Below are 23,591 nucleotides of genomic sequence, written 5' to 3'. Positions count from 1 at the left end.
CCGTATACTATTTGTATAAAAGAACTCTGGGACAAATATTTTAATAAAGGAGGAACTGGCTAATGCTGCGTAAATTAAGAAAGAAACTCAGAAGACAATGGAACGGAATGCTCCGTAAGAAAGCAATTGCCTGACAAGGGATCTTTCACTTTTTGAGAGATCCTTATTTTGCTCAAGGCTTTCCTTATATTCCGTTTTCGAATATAATAGAATGAGCGAGTCTAACATACGGCATTTAAGGAGAGATTTGGAATGATTTATAAGGTATTTTATCAAGAGAAGGCTGACGAAGTACCTGTTCGGGAAAAGACAGATTCACTTTATATTGAAGGCGTATCTGAGCGTGACGTCAGAACAAAGCTGAAAGAAAAGAAATTTAATATTGAGTTTATTACACCTGTTGATGGTGCATTCTTAGAATATGAACAACAGAGCGAAAATTTTAAAGTATTGGAGTTATGAGCGGTATGAAATTTGTAAAAAATGATCAGACTGCTGTTTTCGCCCTCGGAGGTTTGGGCGAAATCGGTAAAAATACGTACGCGGTGCAATTCCAGGATGAAATTGTACTGATTGATGCGGGGATCAAGTTTCCCGAGGACGAACTGCTCGGAATTGACTACGTCATCCCTGATTATACGTATTTAGTCAAAAACGAAGATAAAATTAAAGGGCTTTTTATCACCCACGGGCACGAAGACCACATCGGCGGTATTCCATACCTGCTCAGACAAGTGAATATTCCTGTATACGGCGGAAAACTCGCGATCGGCTTACTTCGGAATAAACTTGAAGAGCATGGATTATTGAGACAGACGAAACTGAACATTATCGGCGAGGATGATATTGTAAAGTTCCGCAAAACGGCTGTGTCATTCTTTAGAACAACACACAGTATTCCGGATTCCTACGGCATTGTTGTAAAAACGCCGCCCGGAAACATCGTACATACTGGGGATTTCAAATTCGACTTTACTCCAGTCGGCGAGCCGGCAAACTTAACGAAAATGGCCGAAATCGGTAAAGAAGGCGTTTTGTGCCTTCTTTCAGACAGCACAAACAGTGAAAATCCGGAGTTTACCATGTCTGAGCGCCGTGTAGGAGAAAGCATTCATGACATTTTCCGCAAGGTGGACGGCCGAATTATCTTTGCTACATTTGCGTCGAATATTCACCGCTTGCAGCAGGTAATTGAGGCTGCTGTACAAAATGGAAGAAAAGTTGCCGTATTTGGACGCAGTATGGAATCGGCTATCGAAATTGGACAGACACTCGGTTATATTAACTGTCCTAAAAATACGTTTATTGAGCATAACGAAATCAATCGTATGCCTGCTAATAAAGTAACAATTTTATGTACAGGAAGCCAAGGGGAACCAATGGCGGCGTTATCAAGAATTGCAAACGGCACACACCGCCAAATTTCAATCAATCCTGGGGATACGGTCGTATTTTCTTCATCCCCTATCCCAGGCAACACAATCAGCGTGAGTCGAACAATCAACCAGCTGTATCGTGCGGGTGCTGAGGTTATTCACGGCCCTCTTAACGATATCCATACATCCGGTCACGGCGGACAGGAAGAACAGAAGCTGATGCTTCGTTTAATCAAGCCTAAATTCTTCATGCCGATTCACGGTGAGTACAGAATGCAAAAGATGCATGTCAAACTTGCAACAGATTGTGGCATCCCAGAGGAAAACTGCTTTATCATGGATAATGGTGAAGTATTAGCACTTAAAGGCGATGAGGCTTCAGTTGCAGGAAAAATCCCGTCCGGTTCAGTGTACATTGACGGAAGCGGTATCGGTGATATTGGCAATATCGTACTTCGTGATCGCAGAATTCTCTCTGAAGAAGGACTTGTCATCGTTGTTGTCAGCATTGACATGGACGACTTCAAGATTTCAGCGGGTCCTGATTTGATTTCCAGAGGATTTGTGTACATGAGAGAATCTGGTGACTTGATCAACGACGCTCAAGAGCTCATTTCAAATCACTTACAAAAAGTAATGGAACGAAAAACTACTCAATGGTCTGAAATCAAAAACGAAATTACAGACACGCTTGCACCTTTCTTGTACGAAAAAACAAAGCGCCGTCCAATGATCCTGCCGATCATTATGGAGGTTTAAAAAAAGAGGCACTCTCTAAGGGAGTGCCTCTTTTTATTGCAGTGATATGTGTTGAAATGATTTTACATCGAATAATCCCGTAGTCGTCATTTTAATATCAGGAATGACAGGCAACGCTAAAAACGACAATGTCAAAAATGGATTAAATCCGCCTGTGAAACCGATTAACGACAATTTATCATGAAGCGTCAGCAAGCTTTGATTCACTTGCTCTGCAGATTGGTCGGATAATAACCCTGCAATCGGCAGCGGTACTGAATGGAGCTCTTCCCCATTTTTTATAATTGTTAATCCTCCGCCAATTTCCTGCAGCTTATTAACTGCCGCCGCGATATCCTCATCATTCGTTCCGACGGCAATAATATTATGGGAGTCGTGTGAAATGGTTGTGGCAATCGCTCCGCTCTTGAATCCAAAACCTTTCACAACACCAAGTCCGGTTTCTTTCAATCCTTTATGCCGCTCGACAACTGCAATCTTTAACAAATCAAACTCAGTGTCAGGCTCAAATTCGCGGGCATCAGGAGCCGGAACTTGTACTAATCTTGTTTCAAGCTGATTTGGTATGATTTGAATGACATTGATTTGCTGCTCTGAATCGATTGGCATATGAAAATCCTGTTTGTTAAGAGGAGCAGCAAGCTTAACAGAATCAAGCAGTGCCTGATCTGGTGCTGCAGTTGAAGCATGATCCTGATAGACCGCTTTGCTGTCTTCAGCAACAGTCTGCCCTTTTACCATCGTCATTGTGACAGTGACATTTTCCAGATCAGATACAAAGAGCAAATCAGCGTCAAAACCCGGGGCAATCGCTCCCTTTGTATCTAATCCGTAGCACTCGGCCGCATTGAGGCTTCCTAATTGATAGGCTAAAAACGGATCAAGTCCGGCTTGAATCGCCATTTTCACCTGATGGTTTACACTTCCCTCTGACAATAAATCATCCACATGCTTATCATCCGTACAGAAAAAGAACCGACGTGCGTTCTTTTCATTTACCGCCGGCAGCACATTGAGCGTGTTTTTGGCGACTGATCCTTCACGCATCATGACATACATGCCTCTTCTGATACGATCAAGGGCTTCTTCCTTCGATGTTACTTCATGGTCGTTTAAGACAAAGGCGGTTCTGTAAATGTTAATGAGGTCTGTTGATAAACCAGCTAAATGACCATCTATCCGTTTTCCTGCCACACGGGCATCGAGCAGTTTCTGAACCATGTCTTCTTCAGCCTGCTGAACCGACACATAATCCATAACTTCAGCCAGTCCTAATACTTCTTCTTCTTCATAAAAAGGCTTGAGATGGGCAGCTTTGAGAATTGCGCCTGATCGCTCAAAACTCGCGGCAGGCACACTGGAAGGAAGCATAAAATGGATATTCAGCGGTGTATGCCGAGCTTGTTCAAGCATAAACACAATCCCTTTTTCACCAGACACATTCGCGATCTCATGCGGATCTGTAACAACCGTCGTCACGCCATGAGGCAACACTGCTTTAGCGAACTCAATCGGTGTAACCATTGACGACTCAATATGTACATGTCCATCAATAAAACCCGGAACAATCATTTGTCCCTCTGCATCAATGGTATTTTCACCTTCATACTCACCGAGGCCTACAATAACTCCATCTGTAATCGCAATATCTTCATATATCCATTCTTGATTATATACGTCCATGATTTTTCCGTTCTTAATGACGATATCAGCTTTTTGTCTTTTGGCTGAAGCATTCAGCCTCTTGACTAGCGCTTCTTTATTCAAATAGGCCCCTCCTCTTTTTTATTATATGGTACAATATGCTATCGGAACGCCTGTGCTTAGTCAATGAAATTTTAAGAAATTGGCGCTCAGTTCATTAAAGTTGTTATATTCTGATAATACGAAAAACCGCCCTTTGAGGACGGCTTATTTGACTGCTATTTAGTATGAAGAACTCTTTTTTCAAAACGGGAGATGTCTGTAACTGATCCAATAACAATGAGTATATCTTCTTGGTGGATGACTTCGGTTGCAAGCGGTGATACGATGACTTCCTTGCCTCTTTTTATGGCTACGATGTTAATACCGTATTTCGCGCGAATATCTAAATCGAGAAGTGTATTTCCAGCCAGGCGGCTGTTAGCTACGATTTCAACAAGACTATGCTCTTCAGACAGCTCCAAATAGTCAAGTACATTGTTGGACACGATATTATGCGCAATTCGTTTTGCCATATCGCGTTCCGGGTGGACGATGTGATCCGCGCCAATTTTAGACAGCACTTTTTCGTGATAATCGTTCTGCGCTTTAACTGTAATCGTATGGACGCCAAGTTCTTTCAGAATGAGTGTCGTTAAAATACTCGCTTGAATATTTTCCCCGATTGCTACAATAACGTGGTCAAAATTTCGCAGGCCTAAATTTTTCAGGACAGATTCGTCTGTCGAATCACCGATAACTGCGTGAGATGCAATCTTGGCATACTCGTTGACTTTATCTTCATCGATATCCATTGCCATAACCTCGACGCCTTCTTCGCTTAATGCTTTGCAAATACTGCCACCAAAACGGCCCAGCCCAATTACCGCAAATTCTTTTTTCATCGTGGTGCTCCTTTATACGACATGATATTGATCAAATTTTATCATATTCTTTTGTTACAGTGTTATCCTTTTGGCAGCGAATTCATATACCGCTTGAGCTTTTCAGTAAACTCAGGCGACAAATACAGCTCCGCTCCGCGTTCGATTTCAATCTGATAGTGCTGAGGCGGGGCAATTTCCGCTTCTTTTTGGAGGACGAGAAAGGTTAAGCAGTCTTTGTAGTGCCTTCCGCCAGCTTCAACGTCTACAAATGCCGGCCGATACGTAAGAGATTCGACACCCTCCCTTTTATATAGATAGGAGAGAGCAGAATAAGGAATACGGTATAAAACGCCTTCTGTTGTTCCTCCGTCTTCCAACATGTCCGCTCTTGAACCGTCATCCCTTTTTAGCGTGAAGCGAGTTGTGTATCCTTTTAAAACACCTCTTCCTACTGGATCTTGAAAATAGTGATCGACTCCCGCTTTTTGAAAGCGGGCATTATCCATGCATGATCCGTAGGCAAAATAATAAATGGGATTTTTCGATTTGCTTATCATCTGATGTTCTTTCCAGTCGCCGCTGCTTATTTTCGTAAAACCGGCACACCCGTCTTTGTTCATAAAATAAATAAGCGCATTTTTAATCCCGACATCCGTTTCTACAAACACCGTTTGTTTATGATATCCTTGAAAAAATTGATCGAGCTTATGTATACACAATTCATCTGCTTCATATACTTCGCCGTATATATAGCCTTCATCATTAAAAACAGCTGTGGGCTCCTCTTTTGCAGCAAACAAACTTCCTTTCGTTCTCGCCTGCTCATTGATACAAGCCGATTGTGCCAGCAAATGATGGTTTTTTTCATACTTTCTTAATGTCCCATATACAAACAGAAGCGAGTTCACTTTATTTTTCTCCTCTCAGCTGTCTGATTTTAAAGGCAAAACCACTTGAAAGACGCTGCCTTTTCCAGCTTCACTTTCGATTTTCAATTCCCCGTCATGTTCCTTCAGGATTCTCAAACAAATGGGAAGTCCCAGTCCAGTGCCCTTTTCTTTTGTTGAATAAAAAGGTTTGCCAATCTGCTTCAGCTTTTCCTGCGGCATGCCGTTTCCTTCATCCTTTACGCTTATCACTGCATGAGAGGCGGTTTTATCAGTTGAAATGGTTACGACACCGCCCTTTGGCATTGCCTCAATTCCGTTTTTAATGATGTTGATAAAGACCTGCTTCAGCTGATTTTCGTCTCCATTAATCATACAGCCATCTGTCTCTTTGAAATTTTTCTCTATGACGATATTGGACAGAATTGCATTGGTATCAAGCAATGTCGTGACTTGTTTCAGGATCTCATTAAGCTGGTGTGTTTTAAATGTGATTGCCTGCGGTTTTGCAAGCAGCAGCAGCTCGCTGAGCACTAAATCGATTCTTTTAATCTCTGAAAAGATGATGTCAAAATAGTCTTTTCTGTCCGGATATTGTGTTTTCATAATCTGGAGGAAACCGCTGACAGATGTTAAAGGGTTTCTGACCTCATGAGCAATACCTGCGGCAAGTTCACTTGTGATTGATAGTTTCTGGGATTCCCTCGCCAGCCGTTCATTAATCTCAATGAGCTCATCTTCAGCCTCTTTCCGCTCAGTGATATCTGACATTGTACCCAAGCTGCCTGTAAATTGGTCATCCCGGTCATAGTAAAGTTTATAATGAACTTCTCCCCAAAAAATCGTGCCGTTTTTTGTCACGTATTTTGCCGTAAACATGCCAGAAGACGCTTTGTTTTGGATTTGGGTGTTAATGTGGTCGGCTACGTGCTTTTCTTTTATGAAGTAATCGTTATACATTGTTCCCATACATTCACTGATTGAAAAGCCGGTTATTGATGCCCACGCTTGGTTTAAATATATAATTTCGCCTTTTGCATTCGTTTGAAATACGATTTCCTGCAAATTATCCATGATGCGTTTTTTTTCTTCAGAAAGCTGTTTATACTTCCATTCGTTATCCTTCATTTTCTTAACCAGCTGCTGTTTCTCATCAATATAATAAGCCAGCATCCAGACACTTACCAGCGTGACTGCAGTATACACAATATCAACAGGCCAATTAATCGGGTTTTTGCCTATAAAATAAAATAAATAATCCCAAAACATTATAAAAATCATTGCCAAAATGATGGAAATGATACGAGCTTGATATTTTCTCATATGACCACCTGCCGCTTGTGTTTCTCTACTTATTGTACCATTCTTCGACAAATAATTGAGTAAAATATGTAAAGTATCCCAAATCATTCATTACCAAATATCTTGATGTCTTATCTTAGGCGGCGGTAATCAAAAATTGGCACGCAAAAAAGGCGGAGATGATATCGCTCCGCCTTTTTTAGCATAATTTTATTCTTTTAAAGCGGCTTGAATTTCTTCCAGAAGCAGCTGTGCACCCTCAGGGCTTAGCGTAATTTTACCGTTGCCGTATTCTTTATTTTCTGAAGTGATTTCTCCAGTCATTAAACAAACGCCATGAGGTTTGTACTTTTTCAAGATAATTTTATCTCCGTCAACAAAAAACTCAATGCTGTCTTTTATGGCAATATCCAATGCCCGTCTCAACTCAATCGGCATGACAATGCGGCCTAATTCATCTACTTTTCTCACAACACCTATTGATTTCATAAAAACCCTTCTTCCTTTAAATGTTTCTTTTCTCATGTAATGTTTTAAGGATGTACCTCAATATATCGTAGACGAATGAAACTTTGAAAAAGTTTCCCGCTTTCTATAAGAATTACAAGATATTTTTTCTATAAAACCGAAAAATGTATTACTTCTGTTACACAGTTCCTTGATTTTTTACAAAAACATTTCTTTACCGACGCACACCCCCAAAAATCGCAGTATTTCTGAGAAACTTTAAATGTAGAATCATATTAAATTAGGATAGAGATTGGGTGAAAACATGTTTCAATCAACTGAAATCGGGATTGACTTAGGAACAGCTAATATACTTGTTTACAGCAAAAATAAAGGGATTATCCTAAATGAACCATCTGTTGTCGCAGTGGATACGACGACAAAAGCAGTGCTTGCAATCGGAGCTGACGCGAAAAACATGATCGGTAAAACACCAGGAAAAATTGTCGCTGTCAGACCGATGAAAGATGGCGTGATCGCAGACTATGATATGACAACTGACCTGCTAAAGCACATTATGAAAAAAGCCGCAAAAAGCATCGGCATGTCGTTCAGAAAACCGAACGTAGTCGTTTGCACACCATCAGGCTCAACAGCAGTAGAACGCCGCGCCATCAGTGATGCGGTGAAAAATTGCGGCGCGAAAAACGTTCATTTAATCGAAGAGCCAGTTGCAGCCGCCATCGGAGCGGATTTACCGGTTGATGAGCCGGTTGCCAATGTGGTAGTAGATATCGGCGGAGGGACGACAGAGGTCGCTATTATTTCCTTCGGTGGCGTTGTTTCCTGCCATTCTATCAGGATCGGCGGAGACCAGCTTGATGAGGATATCGTTTCTTTCGTCCGTAAAAAATACAATTTGCTGATCGGCGAACGCACAGCTGAGCAGGTAAAAATGGAAATTGGCCATGCTCTGATTGAACATATACCAGAGGCAATGGAAATTCGGGGACGTGACCTCGTGACAGGTCTTCCAAAAACCATTATGCTTCAATCCAACGAAATTCAAGATGCAATGCGTGAATCCCTCCTGCATATTCTTGAAGCCATCAGAGCGACACTTGAGGACTGTCCGCCTGAATTGAGCGGAGATATTGTTGATCGCGGCGTTATTTTAACAGGCGGCGGCGCGCTCCTTAATGGAATTAAAGAATGGCTCACAGAAGAGATTGTCGTGCCTGTACACGTGGCGCAAAACCCGCTTGAATCTGTAGCAATCGGCACAGGCCGTTCTTTAGAAGTGATTGATAAGCTGCAAAAGGCAATTAAATAGTCTTTACCCGCAAAATTCTCACACGCGGCAAATTTCTTGCTTCTTTTTTCCTCACTTCCTTCATATTGTGGGAAATGGAGAAACGTTAAGGAGGAAACAGATGCTAAGAGATTTAGGAAGAAGAGTAGCGATCGCAGCCATTTTAAGCGGAATTATTCTTGGAGGCATGAGCATTTCTTTGGCAAATATGCCCCATTCGCCTGCAGGCGGCACTGTAAAACTGAATCATCCATAATATTGAAAAACCCAAGACGTGTCGTTTTGGGTTTTTCACTTTGGGCTCCTTCTTTCCTTTATAGGATCATATTTGATATGATGAGAAAAAAGCTTGGAGGAATGATTCATGGATTCATTTTCACAGAAATTAAATACATATGCACAGCTGGCGGTAGAAGTCGGCGTTAATGTCCAAAAAGGCCAGTATGTAGTCGTAAATGCTTCAACAGACGTTCGGGATTTTGTCCGTTTAATTGTAAAACACGCATATGAAAAGGGCGCAAAAAACGTCACCGTGAATTGGCAGGATGACGAAGTAGCCAAATTAAAATACGAACTTGCGCCGTTTGAAGCATTTGAAGAATATCCTGAATGGGAAGCGAAAGGCAGAGAAGAGCTTGCCAAAAATGGAGCTGCTTTCATTTCTGTTGTGTCGTCAAACCCAGACTTGCTAAAAGGTATAGATTCCAAACGGATTGCGGCATTCCAAAAAGCAGCAGGCAAAGCATTACATACATACAGACAATATATTCAATCAGACAAAGTCAGCTGGACTGTCGTAGGTGCGGCATCAGCAGGCTGGGCTCACAAGGTGTTTCCTGGCAAATCAGAGGAGGAAGCGATCCACCTTCTGTGGGAAGAAATTTTTAAAGCGACGCGCGTAAATGAAGACAACCCGGTTCAGGCGTGGATCAATCATGACCAAAATCTTCATGAAAAAGTTGACCATTTGAACGAGAGACATTACGCTGCCTTACATTATCAAGCAGAAGGAACTGATCTAACAATTAAGCTGCCTAGGAAGCATGTTTGGGCAGGTGCGGGAAGCGTGAATGAAAGCGGCCATGAGTTTATGGCCAATATGCCGACAGAAGAAGTGTTCACGCTGCCGCAAAAAGACGGGGTTGACGGAGTGGTATCAAGCACAAAACCATTAAGCTACGGCGGAAATATTATTGAAAATTTCACCCTGACGTTTGAAAATGGCCGTATAGTCGACATTAAAGCTGAAAAAGGTGAGGATATTTTAAAAGAACTGGTGGAAACAGATGAAGGTTCTCACTATTTAGGTGAAGTGGCACTTGTTCCTTACGATTCGCCTATATCACAATCAAACATTCTTTTCTATAACACGCTGTTTGATGAAAACGCGTCAAATCATTTGGCGATCGGAAGCGCCTATGCCTTTAATATTGAAGGCGGAAAGCAGATGTCTCGTGAAGAGCTTGTCAAAGAAGGCCTAAATGAAAGCATTACACACGTGGACTTTATGATCGGTTCTAAGGATATGAATATTGACGGAATTACGGCAGACGGGAAAAGAGAGCCTATCTTCAGAAACGGAAATTGGGCTTTTTAAGTAAATAAAAGGAGGCTTTTCCGCCTCCTTTTTTTATTTTTCTGCTTCATACATTTGCAGATTCGCATAAACGGTTTCTAATACTGGTGCTGCGAGAGATAAACGTTTTGCTTTTTCAAGCAAAAATCCATGCAGGTGGTCTCCTTCAGTCGTTTGGCCGTTTTCCATATCCCGAAGCATGGAGGACTTCATATGGTAAGACATGTTGGTCATCGTACGAAAGCTCTCTTCCTCAAGATCCGGATCAGCCGGAACACCTTCTTTTCGTAAAACAGCGCAAATTTCCCCAATAAGAGTTTGGGCCGTGTGACGTCCGGCTTCTGTGGCGAGGATTGGGCCAAGCGGTCGTTGAAATAACGTTGTGATCCCCGCTTGCGCTGCAATAAAGAGATACTTTTTCCAAATGTCCTTCTCGATATGCCCGCTAATGATGACTTCAGCCTTCACACCTGAAAATGCCTCTTCAAGCGCTCTTATCCGCTCCGTACGCTCGCCGTTCCATTCTCCAAATACAAAACGATGCGATGCGCTCGTATGATGAATTTCTCCTTTGTTGTCTAAAGCACTTTCTATAAAACACAGGCCGCCCAGCACCTGTTCTTTTGAAAATGCCGCAAATAGCTGCTCATAGTGGTGGTACCCATTTAAAAAAGGGATAATGACAGATTCTTGATGGATAAATGGTTTGACATCTTCTATCACTTGACCAAGCGAGTATGCTTTAGAAGCAATGATAACGACATCAAATTGCCCTGTTTCTCCAGCACTGATTAGTTCTGGCTGAAATGATACATTCCCTTTTTCACTATGGATGATAAGCCCGGTTTCTTTAAGCTGCTCAGCTCGTTTTTGACGCACGAGAAATGTCACATCATTTCCTTTCTCCGAAAGCCGTCCGCCAATATACCCACCTACTCCACCTGCTCCGACAACCAAAAATTTCATGTTGTGATCTCCTTTCATATTTAGGTATCAAAAAAAGCAGAGAAATCTCTGCTTTTTTATTCGGCGTATAGTTCAGTCAATTTTTTCTGCACATCAGCATTTTCAAGGAACTCGTCATAGCTCATTTGCTTATCGACGATGCCGTTAGGTGTAATTTCTATAATTCTGTTGGCAATGGTCTGCACAAACTGATGGTCATGGGAAGTAAACAGCATAGCGCCTTTAAAGCTGATTAAGCCGTTATTGAGCGCTGTAATGGACTCTAGGTCTAAATGGTTAGTCGGCTCATCCAAAATTAAAATATTGGCGCCAGAAAGCATCGCTTTCGACAGCATACAGCGGACCTTTTCTCCCCCGGAAAGTACATTTGCTTTTTTGTGGACTTCTTCTCCAGAGAACAGCATGCGTCCTAAGAAACCGCGTAAAAAGCTCTCACTTTGGTCGTGCGGAGAATATTGGCGAAGCCAGTCTACAAGGTTCAGATCACTGCCTTCGAAATATTCGCTGTTGTCTTTTGGAAAATACGCTTGAGATGTGGTAACACCCCATTTAAACGTTCCGCTGTCAGCTTCCATTTCCCCGGAAATGATTTTAAACAGCGTAGTAACAGCAAGTTCATTTCGGCCAGTGAAAGCAATTTTATCTTCTCGATTCATAATAAAGCTGACATTGTCAAGCACCTTTACGCCATCGATTGTTTTTGTTAAGCCTTCCACGCGAAGAACATCATTTCCGATTTCCCGTTCCGGCGTGAAGTTAACATAAGGATAGCGGCGGGAAGACGGTTTAATATCATCCAGCGTGATTTTTTCGAGAAGTTTCTTTCTTGATGTAGCCTGCTTAGATTTAGACGCATTGGCGCTGAATCTAGCGACAAACTCTTGAAGCTGTTTAATCTGCTCTTCTTTTTTCTTGTTCGCTTCTTGAGAAAGCTTTAACGCCAGTTGGCTTGACTCGTACCAGAAATCATAGTTTCCGACATAGATTTGAATTTTGTTAAAATCAAGGTCGGCAATGTGCGTACATACTTTATTTAAGAAGTGGCGGTCATGGGATACGACAATAACTGTGTTTTCAAAGTTAATCAGAAACTCTTCAAGCCACTGGATTGCCTGAAGGTCCAAGTGGTTCGTCGGCTCATCGAGGAGCAGAACATCCGGCTTGCCGAATAATGCCTGTGCCAAGAGAACTTTTACCTTCTCCGAACCGCCGAGGTCTGCCATCTTTTTTGTGTGCAGATCTTCTGAGATACCAAGGCCTTTTAACAGGATCGCAGCTTCACTTTCCGCTTCCCAACCGTTCAGTTCCGCGAATTCACCTTCTAGCTCAGCAGCACGAATCCCATCCTCATCTGAGAAATCAGGCTTCATGTAAATAGCGTCTTTCTCCTGCATGACTTCATACAGGCGTTTGTGGCCCATAATGACCACTTTCAGCACTTCATACTCTTCGTACTCAAAATGGTTCTGCTTCAAGACGGCAAGACGCTCGCCAGGACTCATATGCACGTCGCCTGTCTGAGGCTCGATTTCGCCTGACAGCACCTTTAGAAACGTTGATTTACCGGCACCGTTTGCACCAATTAACCCATAGCAGTTGCCTGGGGTAAATTTAATATTAACATCTTCAAATAACTTGCGATCCGCAAACCGCAAGCTTACATTATTTACAGCAATCATTTATTATCCTCCATCATGTCTATCATCAATAAAAGTATACCATGAATGCAGGGCAAGAGAAATGATTCCCTGATAAAACAGAGAGAAAACACTTATACACCCAAACCAGCCAGCTGTGTTACAATTAAAGAGAGAGAATGCATCCGCTCGGAAAATTACACACTCTCATGGAGGAACACGTTGAGGCTTTTAACACTTACTGAATATTGCTTACTGATCTTTTTTACGGGCTTTTACCTTGCCGTAACAGGCTTTACCGCCAAAGATATCGGCTTATATATAGGCATAGCCCTTATTTACATATTTTCGCACATTTTTTCTAAACGGCTTTTAGAAAAGCGCGGAAAAGAGAACAAACAGGTTCACCTTTTCTTCAGTGTGCTAGCTATTATCGGTTCAGTGTTCGTCACGGTTTTATGCATTGCATTGGTCGCTTCTTTTTCAAAATAAAAACGCCTGCTGTCCCTAGGCCAGCAAGGCGTTTTTATTTTGTTTGACGCATTTCGTTAAACGGGAAAAAGACAAACTTCGATGTGCCGACAATTCGATCTTCCTCGATCAGTCCCAGCCCGTTTCGGCTGTCCATAGAATTCAGCCGGTTATCTCCCATGACAAAGTATTTGCCTTTCGGAACCTTAACCGGTCCAAAGTCTCCTGTCAGACTGACACCAAGTTTTTCTGCTTCCTTCTTGTTTTTAGACAAGTAAGGCTCGGCTACTTTTTTACCGTTTATATAAAGCGTGTCATCCTTCATTTGAACGGTTTCTCCAGGCTTTCCGATCAATCTTTTTACATAATGGATTTTAGAAGTTTCACCGTTGATAATAACGATATCTCCGCGCTTCAGCTCGCCGATATAGTTGACTGTTTTATTCACAAACAGCCTTTCTCCGTCATGTAATGTGGGATACATAGATGAACCTTCAACTAAATACGGTTCAAACAAAAAGTGACGGATCAGGAGAGCCAGCAGAACAGCGATGACAATCGCTTTACCCCATTCCAGGTACGTATTGGTTTTTTTCTTCGCCGTTTTCTCAGTATTCGTATTTTTTTCCTCGGTCAAAGTGTTTCCTCCTAGACAATTGCTATGTCAGTTGTTTCTCTTCTTTTACTTTATCATAAAAAAGAATAAAATACATAACTTAACCGCGCTCCCTGCCGGCCGGATAAGAAAAAGCGTCCTTTCGAACCAAGGACGCTTTTTTTCTTATTTTTCTGTAACAGGTTTTTTGACGATACCAAGGATAATTGCCATCACGACAGCACCGATCACGATACTTAAAAGGTAAAGCATCGGATGGTTTGTAATGAAAGCTACGAATACTCCTCCATGAGGCGCCGGAAGCGTTACTCGGAAGAATTCAGTTAATCCGCCGGCAACAGCTGCGCCGACTACAGCAGCTGGTATGACGCGAAGCGGATCAGCCGCAGCAAATGGGATCGCTCCCTCTGTTACGAAAGCAGCTCCCATGAAATAGCATGTAATACCAGCTTCACGGTCACGCTGAGTGAATTTGTTTCTGAAAATGGTTGTTGCAAGTGCGATACCAAGCGGAGGAACCATACCGCCGGCCATGATTGCTGCATGAGGCGCATAGTTGCCTGCATCGATCATGGCGATACCGAACGTAAAGGCTGCTTTATTAAGCGGGCCGCCCATATCGATCGCCATCATGCCGCCCAAGATAATACCCATTAACACAAGGTTTCCAGTACCAAGGCTTTCAAGCCAGTTTGTTAAGAAATTCATAAATGCCGCTACAGGTGTATTGACGACAAATTGCATTAATACGCCAGTGATAAAAATGCCGAACAGCGGGTAAATCAAAACAGGTTTTAATCCATCAAGTGACTGAGGGATAAACGTAAATACTTTTTTCAGTAAAATCACAACATAACCGGCAAGGAATCCGGCAATTAAGCCGCCTAAGAATCCAGCATTCGCTTGAGTAGCCATAAATCCGCCGACCATACCAGGCGCAAAACCAGGACGATCTGCAATACTCATCGCAATGAAACCGGCCAGAACTGCAACAATCAGTTTTAATGCATTGTCGCCGCCGATAAAGTTTAATGCTGCTGCAAACGTGTTGTAGCTAGGATCATTCGGATCAGCAGAGTGAATTCCCCAGAAGAATGAAATCGCAACGAGAATACCGCCGCCGACTACGAACGGAAGCATGTTGCTGACACCGCTCATCAGGTGCTTATAAAACGCGTTTCCGATACCGCTTCCAGACTTGCCTCTCGCTTCTTCATCGTCGTTTGAAGCTGCTGAACCGCCGCCGCTGCCTTGATAAATCGGCGCATCTTGATTCATCGCTTTTTCGATAAGCTCTTGCGGACGTCTGATACCCGCCGTTACAGGAACTTGAAGTACGCGCTTGCCTTTAAAACGTTCCATTTCAACCTGCTTGTCCGCTGCGACAATGATTGCAGGTGCATCTTCGATTTCTTGGGCAGTGAGCTTGTGCTTAATGCCGCTTGACCCATTTGTTTCGACCTTAATTTCCACACCAAGCTCTTTCGCTTTTTCTTTAAGGGCATCCGCAGCCATGAATGTATGGGCAATACCTGTCGGACATGCAGTAACCGCTAAAATTTTTCCTTTTCCGGCAGGTGCTGGTGCCGCTTCTTCTTCTTCCTCTTCGTCATCATCTTTATCGTGCTGATTAATAATGTCGATGATGGCATCTTCAGACTCAGCTTCAAGGAGCTGCTTACGGATTTCTTCACGCATTAACAGCGTTGAAAGTCTTGACAATGCTTCAAGGTGAGTGTTGTTTGCGCCTTCAGTCGCCGCGATCATGAACACTAAGTGAGCCGGCTGGCCGTCTAGTGATTCATAATCGACGCCGTCTTTTGAACGTCCGAACGCGATCGCCGGGTTGATAACGCTTGCCGTTTTCGCATGGGGGATAGCGATTCCTTCACCGATACCCGTGGAGCTTTGGCTTTCGCGATTTAAAATGGCTTCTTTATAGGCTTGTCGGTCATTTAACTTTCCAGCCTTATCAAGAACAGTGACCATTTCGTCAATAACATTTTCTTTTTCTTTGCTCTCAATATTAAGCTTTATCGTATGCTTCGTTAAAAGCTCAGTTATTTTCACTTGTGTTTCCTCCTCTATAGACGTGTGACCTTAACTTCAGGAAGAAGCTGCTGGACAAATTCTTCCGTTCCAAGTTCTTCAGAGAACGCGGTAGCACTGCCTGAAGTAACTCCTAAGCGGAATGCTTCTTCAAGCGGCAGCTGTTTGGAAATTCCGGCAAGGAAACCTGCAACAACGGAATCCCCTGCTCCGACTGAGTTTACCAATTTCCCCTTTGGCACGTTAGCAAAATAAACAGCTTCGTTCGTAAACAGAAGCGCTCCGTCTCCGGCCATTGATACGATTACATGTTCAGCGCCTTGTTCTACAAGCTTTTTCCCATAAGGAACGGCTTCCTCAACAGATGTAATGGTCGTGTCGAACATTTCTCCAAGCTCATGATGATTTGGCTTCATCAAAAATGGTTTCATTTCTGTAGCTTTCAAAAGAGCCTCGCCTGAGATATCCAGAACAACTCGTGCGTTCTGCTGTTTGCAGGCCTCTGCGATCTTTTCATAAGTATCGTGAGGGAGTGAAGATGGAATGCTTCCTGCAAGAACGACGATATCTCCCTCTTGCAAAGATTGGAACTGTTCTAAAAAGGCTTTGAAATCTTCATCCGAAATTGTCGGTCCCTGCCCGTTAATTTCAGTTTCATCACCAGTTTTCAGCTTTACATTGATACGGGTATCCCCTTTTACTTCAGAAAAAGCTGTTTCCAGGTTTTCTTCCCGTAAAAATGTTTTGATATATTCTCCGGTAAATCCGCCGACGAATCCGAGCGCTTTAGACGCCACATGGTGTCTTTTCAGCAGTCTCGATACGTTGATGCCTTTGCCCCCTGGATACTTGGTATCATACGAAGAACGGTTCAGGCCTCCTACAGAAAAATCTTCAACGTGAACTATATAATCGACAGATGGATTAAGTGTTACAGTGTAAATCATGGTTTCACTACCTTTACGACAGTTTTTTCTTGGTAATTATCGAATGTAAGCTCTTCAGCGTCAGTCGTAATGATTGTTGCGTCGCCTATTCCGGCGAATGCCGAAAATGAAATTTCTCCGAACTTCGAAGGGTCTGCTAAGACGTAAGCGTGTTTTGCCTGTTTGATCGCTTTCTGTTTTAAAAGGGCCTCATCAGGGTCCGGCGTTGTAAATCCAGCCTCTGTATGGACACCGTTTGTCCCCAGAAAACTCTTGTCAAATCTGTACTGGTCCATGGCAATCAATGAAGCGCCTCCAATAATCGCGCCCGTTCTGTGCTTTACGTATCCTCCAAGCAGATAAAAAGAAATTTCTTTCCTTATTAATGCATCGATATGCATTACCCCGTTTGTGACAACGACAATATCTTTGGTTTTATCCATAAAATCAATCATGTGCAATGTCGTCGTGCCTGCATCAAGGTAAATGCAATCCCCTTCTTCTAAAAGAGAAGCTGCTTTTTCAGCAATCTTCAATTTATCGTGAAGGTTTTTGGATGATTTTTCAAGCATATCGGGTTCAAGTCTGATATCAGAAAGCTTGGCCGCTCCACCATGAACGCGCTTTAAAAAACCGCGTTCTTCAAGGGTCGATAAATCTCTTCTGATTGTTGATTCAGAAGCATTAGTCAGATTTATAAGCTCTTGAATCTTTACCACATCATGCTTTTCTATTTGATCAATAATCAATTGATGCCGTTCAGGAGTTAGCATGCTTCACCTCCTAATGAAAACGTATTCATTTTGAATACAATTTCATTGTAAACGCTATTTTCGGTTTAGGCAACTAAAATCATTCAAATTCATTCAATAACTATCAAAATCTTTCACGTTTCTCCATATTAACGTATGTCTATAGGGTTTGTAAACTGTAAATTCGACAAAAATAAGGACAATTGTACGACATTTTCTTCTTATTTTAATGAAAAAAGTCTTTTATATTCATAGTAGAAATCACTAAACATAAAAAAACCTCATGCATGTTGCATGAGGCTACTCATAACGCAGCGCTTCAATAGGATCAAGCTTTGCAGCTTTATTTGCAGGAAGCATGCCGAAAATAACACCAATGAGCATACTGAACAGCACGCCCCCGCATACAACCTGCCAGGATATGAGTGACGGCCAGCCCGCAATGGCTGAAACAAGCGCGGCCCCTCCGTATCCAATACCAATCCCGACCAGACCGCCAATCAGCGTCAATACGACTGACTCAATTAAAAACTGAGTCAGAATCTGTCCTCTCGTCGCACCGAGGGATTTTCTGATTCCAATTTCCCGTGTCCGTTCTGTGACTGATACGAGCATAATATTCATGACACCGATTCCGCCGACCAAAAGAGAAATACCTGCAATTGAGCCGATAATCGTCGTCATAATTGCCGTTACCTTGCCAATCCCGGCCGCAATCTCTTCCATGTTCATCACTTGATACGAATCCTCTGTACCATGATTGTCATTTACCAGCTGTGCCGCTTCTTTTCCAGCCGATTTTATGTCGTCTGCTGATTCGACCTGCAATGATACGTTACTGAAATCACTTGTGCCAAAAGAAGATTTCATCATATTAAATGGCACATACATTTGACTTAAATCGAAAGAAAGCAAGCCTGTTTCTTTTTTCAGCACGCCGATAATTTCAACGGGCTGTCCGTTTATCCAGACAACTTCACCTAAAGGGGAGGTTTTATCGAACAGTTCTTCAGCCATCTTTTGAGAGATGATTCCGGCTCTATTCCCCGCGAGAAAGTCATTGTCGGTAAATGTTCTGCCGCTTTCGATTTCTAAAGAATTGACATTCATGTATCCATCATTTATTCCGTTGACCGTAGCATCGGTTTCTTCTTCGTGATAACGCGCTTTCATACTTTCAGAAGTCGAAGCAACGACTTGTTTAATGCCTTCTATTCCTTTTAAACCTTTAATATCGTTTTCTGTAAACGTAGATTCAGCTGCGGCGTTCGGGTTGCTTGCAAGCTCCTCGTCGCTAGGCATATAGTACAGCTCCACAGTATTTCCCGGGCCGCTGATCGACTGCTTCAGCATTTGCTCGCCGCCCTGTCCTACCGCAACGACAACAATGACAGAGCCTACACCAATGATAATGCCGAGCATCGTTAAGATCGAACGCATTTTATGGGCAAGGACAGAGCTTAGAGCCATTCTGATGTTTTCCAACAGGCTCATTCTCCCACACTCCTTTGCCCGGAGCTGGCAGGAACAATGTTTCCGTCACGCACCATGACGATCCGATTCGTGCAATCTGCTACTTCAGGCTCGTGAGTAACCAGAACGATTGTCGTTCCCTCGGCATTTAATGCTGTAAACTGATCCATAATCGCCTCGCTTGTTTTCGTATCCAGCGCGCCGGTCGGTTCATCAGCTAAAATCAATTTCGGCTCATTCACAATCGCCCTCGCAATCGCGACCCGCTGCTTCTGCCCGCCCGACAGCTCGTTGGGCATGTGGAGCATTCGATCGGCTAACCCGACCTTTTCCAATGCCCTCTCAGCCCGCTCTTGACGTTCCTTTTTGCCTATCCCGGAATAAATCATCGGCAGCTCGACATTTTTTTTTGCGTTCAGCCGCGGAAGAAGCTGAAATTGCTGAAATACAAAACCGATGGACCGGTTACGGACTGCCGCCAGTTCTTTATCTTTATATGAAGAAATGTCTTCGCCGTCCAATTTATATGTACCGGAAGTCGGCCGATCAAGACAGCCGATAATATTCATGATCGTCGATTTTCCTGATCCTGACGGCCCCATAATCGAGACATATTGACCTTGATGAATGTCCAAATCAATAGAATGGAGAACATCAAACGTTTCCTTTCCGATCTGGTAGCTTTTTCGCACATTAGAAAGCTGAATCATTTAGGATTTCACTTCCATTCCGTCAGTCACCTGATCAGATGGGTTCAAAATGACTTGATCATCTTGGGAAAGCCCTTCTTTAATTTCTGTCAGGTCATCTGTCACTTCGCCGATTTTGACATCAACTCGCTTTGCTTTTCCGTCTTTTACTGTATACACATAATATTGGTCATCTTCTTTTTTGACTGCCTTTGAAGGAAGCGTATTTGCTTTCCGCTTATCTGTTTCAATATTCATGATAAATTTAAAGCCTGGCTTTCCTTCTGGAAGATTTCCTTTTATTTTCACTTGAAGCGGGTATTGGACCGCCTGTTCTGTTCCTTGTGCCGCAGCGCTCTCCTGCTGATCCGGAACCAGCCCGACTGCGGAAACCGTGCCTTTCCATGTTTTACCCTGTATTACATCTGAAGTGAGTGTGACCTTCTGGCCTTTTTTGACTTTCAATGTATCGTATTCAGACAATTTCCCTGAGACGACAAGGTCTTTTGGGTTGCCGATATGTATGACAGGCTCTTGAATATCTGACTTTTTGGATGCCGCTTCTTGGTTGACAGAAATAACGGTGCCTTCAATTTCGCTTTTCACTTCTAAATCTGACACCCGGTTGGCAAGTGACTGCCGCTGAAGCTCGGTTTGTTTTAATTCGATCTCCGCTGTTTTTTTCTGCATTTGAAGCTCTGTCCGTTCAGATTCGATTTGTTTTTCTGCTTCTTTCTTTCCTACCTGTTTTTCCAGTTCTCTTTCTTTGCTGTCCAAGGCTTTTAACTTTTCTTGAATTTGGTCAATTTGAAGCCGGTTGGATTCAGACGTTAACTGGTTCTGTTCTTTTTCCAGGCTCAGCTGCTCATTTGTATAGGTGACTAAAGGTGTGCCCTTTTTAACTTTATCACCTTCCTTTACTTTAATGTCTTCTAATGTCCCTTTATCCGCTTCATAAAAAACATACTGTTCATTTGAAAATTTTAGCGTGCCAGGAACCATAACCGTTGATGAGATTTCATTTTCTTCAACGCTCCCCGTCTGTATCTCCTTGCCGGCGCTGCCGCTTGTCGGAGCGGCAGACCGGTATATATTGATTCCAACAAAAAGAGCGACTATAACTGCGATTCCAATTCCGATCCAGACTTTTTTCATGAGCCTATGCACCCGCCACAGAATTGATTAAACCTGAAAAGAGCGAAAATACAACTAAAATTCCGAATAGAATGATTGCTGAAATCCACCCGGCTTTTTTTGAGATGCCTCCCGTTTTGTGAAGTCCGATTGCTAATAATACAAAGCTCCAGATGCTGAAAATTTCAAAGGTATTTAACACACTGGCAAGAGCCCCGTCAGATGGGATAATCCCTGCCAGTGACGTCGTGCTGTAAAGAGGATTCACGTCAGTCGTAAAAGCAACGATTCCATTAACCAATAATCCGAGACTGCTAATTAAAGAGACAAACAGACCGAGAGAAAGCATTTTTTTATATGTCGTAACACCGCCTGATACTTTTACACAGAGCCAATAAATAAGAGGGGCAATAAATAATGCTGCGATACCGCCAATAATAGCGCCTGCCATTCCGCCAAATTTGGTTATTGTTGCGACAGTTTCCATTTGTTCAGCAGATAGCCCTTGCGTATCCTGGCTTTTCAAAAGCTCACTATAATCCGTACCGAGTGATTGCAGCACGGCACCGACGATGATAATTGCTGCAACAATCAAAAGCGGTCCCCACACAGCCGGCCTTTCTCTTATTCTTTCAAATTGAACGGACGGACTTGTGATTACTCCTAAAAGTGAAGGCTTTTCAGTCGCCGTTCCGCTGTTTTTTTCTACATTCGTTTCCATTTCAAAACCTCCTTGAGAATATCTAACAAATAGTACGGGAAGGATATCAAAAAGTTTCATGTTTTTTTAATAAATTTCCAAAAGCCTTCAATATTGAAGGCTTTTCATATTATTCTATCGCTGTGCTGTATTGCGCTTTCACAAGCCCGGCATAAATGCCTCCTTTAGCGAGCAGCTGCTCATGGTTCCCTTCTTCTATTTTCCTGCCGTGATCAAGAACAATGATGCGGTCGGCGTCGCGGATCGTAGACAATCTGTGAGCGATCATCACTGCTGTACGCCCTTTCAGAAGCGTTTTTAACGCTTGCTGAATTTTTACTTCTGTCTCTGTATCAATGCTTGCCGTTGCTTCGTCAAGGATGATAATAGCCGGATCGGCGAGCAATGCTCTTGCAAAGGAAATAAGCTGACGCTGACCGGCAGACAGTACGCTGCCTCTTTCCTCCACCTCTGTTGCGTATCCTTCCGCTAAATCGGAAATAAACTCATCCGCTCCGACCGCTTGGGACGCTTTCATCACCTCTTCATCCGAAGCATTTGGCCTTCCAAAACGAATATTTTCCATGATGGTCCCAGAGAAAATAAATGTATCTTGCAGGACAATGCTGATTTGAGAGCGCAGACTGGCAAGGGAAAGATCCTTAATCGGTATACCGTCTATTTTAATGGTGCCTCCGGTCGCATCATAAAAACGGCTGATTAAATTCGCAATCGTCGTCTTCCCGCTCCCTGTATGCCCGACAAGCGCAAGCGTCGAGCCCGCCGGAATAGAGAAAGAAACGGCGTGAAGGGCTTTTCGTTTTTCATCATACGAAAATTCAACCTCTTCAAAACTGATCTCCCCATTTATCTTTTCATTATGAATGGCATTCGGCTTCTCCTTGACATTTGGCTGTTCGTCCAGAAACTCAAAAATCCGTTCTGATGATGCCATCCCCATTAACAGCTGATTATAGACCTGACCCAGTCTCGAAATTGGTTCCCAAAACATACCCAGATAGAAAGCAAAAGAAACGAAGACGCCAATCGTGATGGTTTCATTCATGATGAGTGTGGCTCCATACCAAATCAAAACAGCCGTCCCAATCGCATTCGTCATTTCTACCAGTGGACGGAACATGGCATTTTTTCTAGTTGCTTCCCGCCATGATTCGTAGTTCTCCTGATTGACACCGTCAAAATACGCCATGTTTTCTTCTTCCTGCGTAAATGCCTGTGTGACCCGGATGCCTTGAATGCTTTCGTTTAGATGAGAGTTGAGCTTCGATTGCTTCAGCCGTACCGTTTGCCAGGATCGGCGTATTTTTTTTCTGAGACTTGTTGAAATAAAAAACATAATCGGCAATGTCACCATGATGGCAATAGTCAGCTCAGGGCTCAGCGTAAACAAAATGATAATCACGCCGGCCAGGAGCAGCAAGTCGGTCAATAAATTGATGACTCCGCTTGTAAAAAGCTCCTGAAGAGAGTTAATATCATTCATGATCCTGACTAAGATCGAACCCGCCGACCGCTGATCAAAAAATCGATGGGATAAGCGCTGCACATGGGTAAATAAATGCTGTCGCAAATCGTAAATGACATGCTGGCCAAGCTGATTCATCCACCTGATTCTTAACACATTGGCGGCGTAATTGAGGACATATAAACCGCTAATAATAAAAATGAGCTGAATCAGCAGCTCCGAGTTTCTCCCTGTAATCGCTTGATCAAGAACATAAACGCCGATCAAAATGGGGATCACAAGCTTCACAGCAGTGCCAATTAATACGGTGAGAAAAGAAAGCGGCAAAATTGTTTTTCGATATGGTTTGACATAGCTCAGCAGCCGCCACATTTGAGCCCAGTTAAACGGCTTTTCAATGATTTCATCTGAAGAGTAATAGAAACGCTCTAAAATCCCCTGTTTTTTCGCTTGTTTCATTTGG

Annotated in this window: 22 protein-coding genes; 6 read left to right on the top strand and 16 right to left on the bottom strand. The window is 43.0% G+C overall.

The features are described 5' to 3' along the window. The first annotated feature begins 252 nt into the window (after positions 1-252). Both rnpZA and rnjA read left to right on the top strand, forming a co-directional pair. Positions 253-462, top strand: coding sequence for an RNA polymerase subunit omega 1 (rnpZA, locus tag NSQ09_RS13800; RefSeq protein ID WP_003222303.1), 210 nt, complete (start codon positions 253-255; stop codon positions 460-462). Positions 463-467: 5 nt separating this feature from the next. Further along, a complete protein-coding gene (gene rnjA, locus NSQ09_RS13795) occupies positions 468-2,135 on the top strand; it encodes a ribonuclease J1 (protein WP_003245660.1) in 1,668 nt (555 codons plus the stop codon). A gap of 33 nt (positions 2,136-2,168) precedes the next feature. On the opposite strand, the gene ade is transcribed toward rnjA, so the two are convergent. The 5 genes from ade to abhA form a co-directional block, all read right to left on the bottom strand. After that, entirely contained in the window at positions 2,169-3,902 is a 1,734-nt protein-coding gene (gene ade, locus NSQ09_RS13790) for an adenine deaminase (protein WP_017696826.1), read from the bottom strand. Between the two features lie 155 nt (positions 3,903-4,057). Next, positions 4,058-4,723 carry a Ktr system potassium transporter KtrC gene (gene ktrC / locus NSQ09_RS13785; protein WP_003222311.1) on the bottom strand — a complete coding sequence of 222 codons (666 nt, stop codon included), beginning with the start codon at positions 4,721-4,723 and terminating at the stop codon, positions 4,058-4,060. A 62-nt stretch (positions 4,724-4,785) separates the two neighbouring features. Beyond that, the gene (locus tag NSQ09_RS13780; protein ID WP_017696825.1) at positions 4,786-5,613 is read right to left on the bottom strand and encodes a gamma-glutamylcyclotransferase; all 828 of its coding nucleotides are present in this window, start codon (positions 5,611-5,613) and stop codon (positions 4,786-4,788) included. Positions 5,614-5,628: 15 nt separating this feature from the next. After that, positions 5,629-6,915: a two-component sensor histidine kinase KinC gene (kinC, locus tag NSQ09_RS13775; RefSeq protein ID WP_121591764.1), complete on the bottom strand. Its 1,287-nt coding sequence runs from the start codon at positions 6,913-6,915 to the stop codon at positions 5,629-5,631. A 189-nt stretch (positions 6,916-7,104) separates the two neighbouring features. Beyond that, entirely contained in the window at positions 7,105-7,383 is a 279-nt protein-coding gene (abhA, locus tag NSQ09_RS13770) for a transcriptional regulator AbhA (protein WP_003244728.1), read from the bottom strand. Positions 7,384-7,666: 283 nt separating this feature from the next. Here abhA and mreBH point away from each other — a divergent pair, with 283 nt between their 5' ends. The 3 genes from mreBH (at position 7,667) to NSQ09_RS13755 (ending at position 10,250) form a co-directional block, all read left to right on the top strand. Next, complete coding sequence (gene mreBH / locus NSQ09_RS13765; RefSeq protein WP_003245743.1) at positions 7,667-8,674, top strand: cell shape-determining protein MreBH; 1,008 nt, start codon at positions 7,667-7,669, stop codon at positions 8,672-8,674. Positions 8,675-8,774: 100 nt separating this feature from the next. Beyond that, positions 8,775-8,909: a protein YkpC gene (locus NSQ09_RS13760; protein WP_003238865.1), complete on the top strand. Its 135-nt coding sequence runs from the start codon at positions 8,775-8,777 to the stop codon at positions 8,907-8,909. Positions 8,910-9,017: 108 nt separating this feature from the next. Then, positions 9,018-10,250, top strand: coding sequence for an aminopeptidase (locus tag NSQ09_RS13755; RefSeq protein WP_003232341.1), 1,233 nt, complete (start codon positions 9,018-9,020; stop codon positions 10,248-10,250). 33 nt (positions 10,251-10,283) lie between these two features. Here NSQ09_RS13755 and NSQ09_RS13750 read toward each other — a convergent pair whose 3' ends face one another. Both NSQ09_RS13750 and NSQ09_RS13745 read right to left on the bottom strand, forming a co-directional pair. Further along, positions 10,284-11,195, bottom strand: a complete 912-nt coding sequence (locus tag NSQ09_RS13750; protein ID WP_041335746.1) for a ketopantoate reductase family protein — start codon at positions 11,193-11,195, stop codon at positions 10,284-10,286. Between the two features lie 56 nt (positions 11,196-11,251). Continuing rightward, entirely contained in the window at positions 11,252-12,874 is a 1,623-nt protein-coding gene (locus tag NSQ09_RS13745) for an ABC-F family ATP-binding cassette domain-containing protein (protein WP_003232344.1), read from the bottom strand. A 180-nt stretch (positions 12,875-13,054) separates the two neighbouring features. Here NSQ09_RS13745 and NSQ09_RS13740 point away from each other — a divergent pair, with 180 nt between their 5' ends. Further along, entirely contained in the window at positions 13,055-13,324 is a 270-nt protein-coding gene (locus NSQ09_RS13740; protein WP_017696821.1) for a hypothetical protein, read from the top strand. 34 nt (positions 13,325-13,358) lie between these two features. On the opposite strand, the gene sipT is transcribed toward NSQ09_RS13740, so the two are convergent. The 9 genes from sipT to NSQ09_RS13695 form a co-directional block, all read right to left on the bottom strand. Next, positions 13,359-13,940 carry a signal peptidase I sipT gene (sipT, locus tag NSQ09_RS13735; RefSeq protein WP_017696820.1) on the bottom strand — a complete coding sequence of 194 codons (582 nt, stop codon included), beginning with the start codon at positions 13,938-13,940 and terminating at the stop codon, positions 13,359-13,361. Between the two features lie 144 nt (positions 13,941-14,084). Beyond that, positions 14,085-15,989 (bottom strand): PTS fructose transporter subunit IIABC, encoded by a 1,905-nt coding sequence (locus NSQ09_RS13730; RefSeq protein ID WP_043857425.1) that lies wholly within the window; start codon positions 15,987-15,989, stop codon positions 14,085-14,087. A 14-nt stretch (positions 15,990-16,003) separates the two neighbouring features. Further along, positions 16,004-16,915, bottom strand: coding sequence for a 1-phosphofructokinase (gene pfkB, locus NSQ09_RS13725; RefSeq protein ID WP_341031726.1), 912 nt, complete (start codon positions 16,913-16,915; stop codon positions 16,004-16,006). Then, on the bottom strand, positions 16,912-17,667 hold the full coding sequence (locus NSQ09_RS13720; protein ID WP_014476685.1) for a DeoR/GlpR family DNA-binding transcription regulator: 756 nt from the start codon (positions 17,665-17,667) through the stop codon (positions 16,912-16,914). Before NSQ09_RS13720 ends, pfkB begins: the two co-directional genes overlap by 4 nt. A gap of 279 nt (positions 17,668-17,946) precedes the next feature. Beyond that, positions 17,947-19,140: a sporulation-delaying-protein transporter subunit SkiZ gene (skiZ, locus tag NSQ09_RS13715; protein ID WP_121591757.1), complete on the bottom strand. Its 1,194-nt coding sequence runs from the start codon at positions 19,138-19,140 to the stop codon at positions 17,947-17,949. Beyond that, a complete protein-coding gene (yknY, locus tag NSQ09_RS13710) occupies positions 19,137-19,829 on the bottom strand; it encodes an ABC transporter ATP-binding protein YknY (RefSeq protein WP_121591756.1) in 693 nt (230 codons plus the stop codon). Before yknY ends, skiZ begins: the two co-directional genes overlap by 4 nt. After that, positions 19,830-20,963: an efflux RND transporter periplasmic adaptor subunit gene (locus NSQ09_RS13705; protein WP_015715815.1), complete on the bottom strand. Its 1,134-nt coding sequence runs from the start codon at positions 20,961-20,963 to the stop codon at positions 19,830-19,832. It abuts the gene before it with no gap. 4 nt (positions 20,964-20,967) lie between these two features. Further along, a complete protein-coding gene (yknW, locus tag NSQ09_RS13700; RefSeq protein WP_088325792.1) occupies positions 20,968-21,663 on the bottom strand; it encodes a toxin SDP protection protein YknW in 696 nt (231 codons plus the stop codon). Between the two features lie 109 nt (positions 21,664-21,772). Beyond that, positions 21,773-23,587 carry an ABC transporter ATP-binding protein gene (locus NSQ09_RS13695; protein ID WP_213384146.1) on the bottom strand — a complete coding sequence of 605 codons (1,815 nt, stop codon included), beginning with the start codon at positions 23,585-23,587 and terminating at the stop codon, positions 21,773-21,775. Positions 23,588-23,591 lie beyond the last annotated feature (4 nt).

The organism is Bacillus sp. FSL W8-1202 (assembly GCF_038006165.1).
Taxonomy (GTDB): domain Bacteria; phylum Bacillota; class Bacilli; order Bacillales; family Bacillaceae; genus Bacillus; species Bacillus subtilis.
This window is presented reverse-complemented; position numbering and strand designations above follow the sequence as displayed.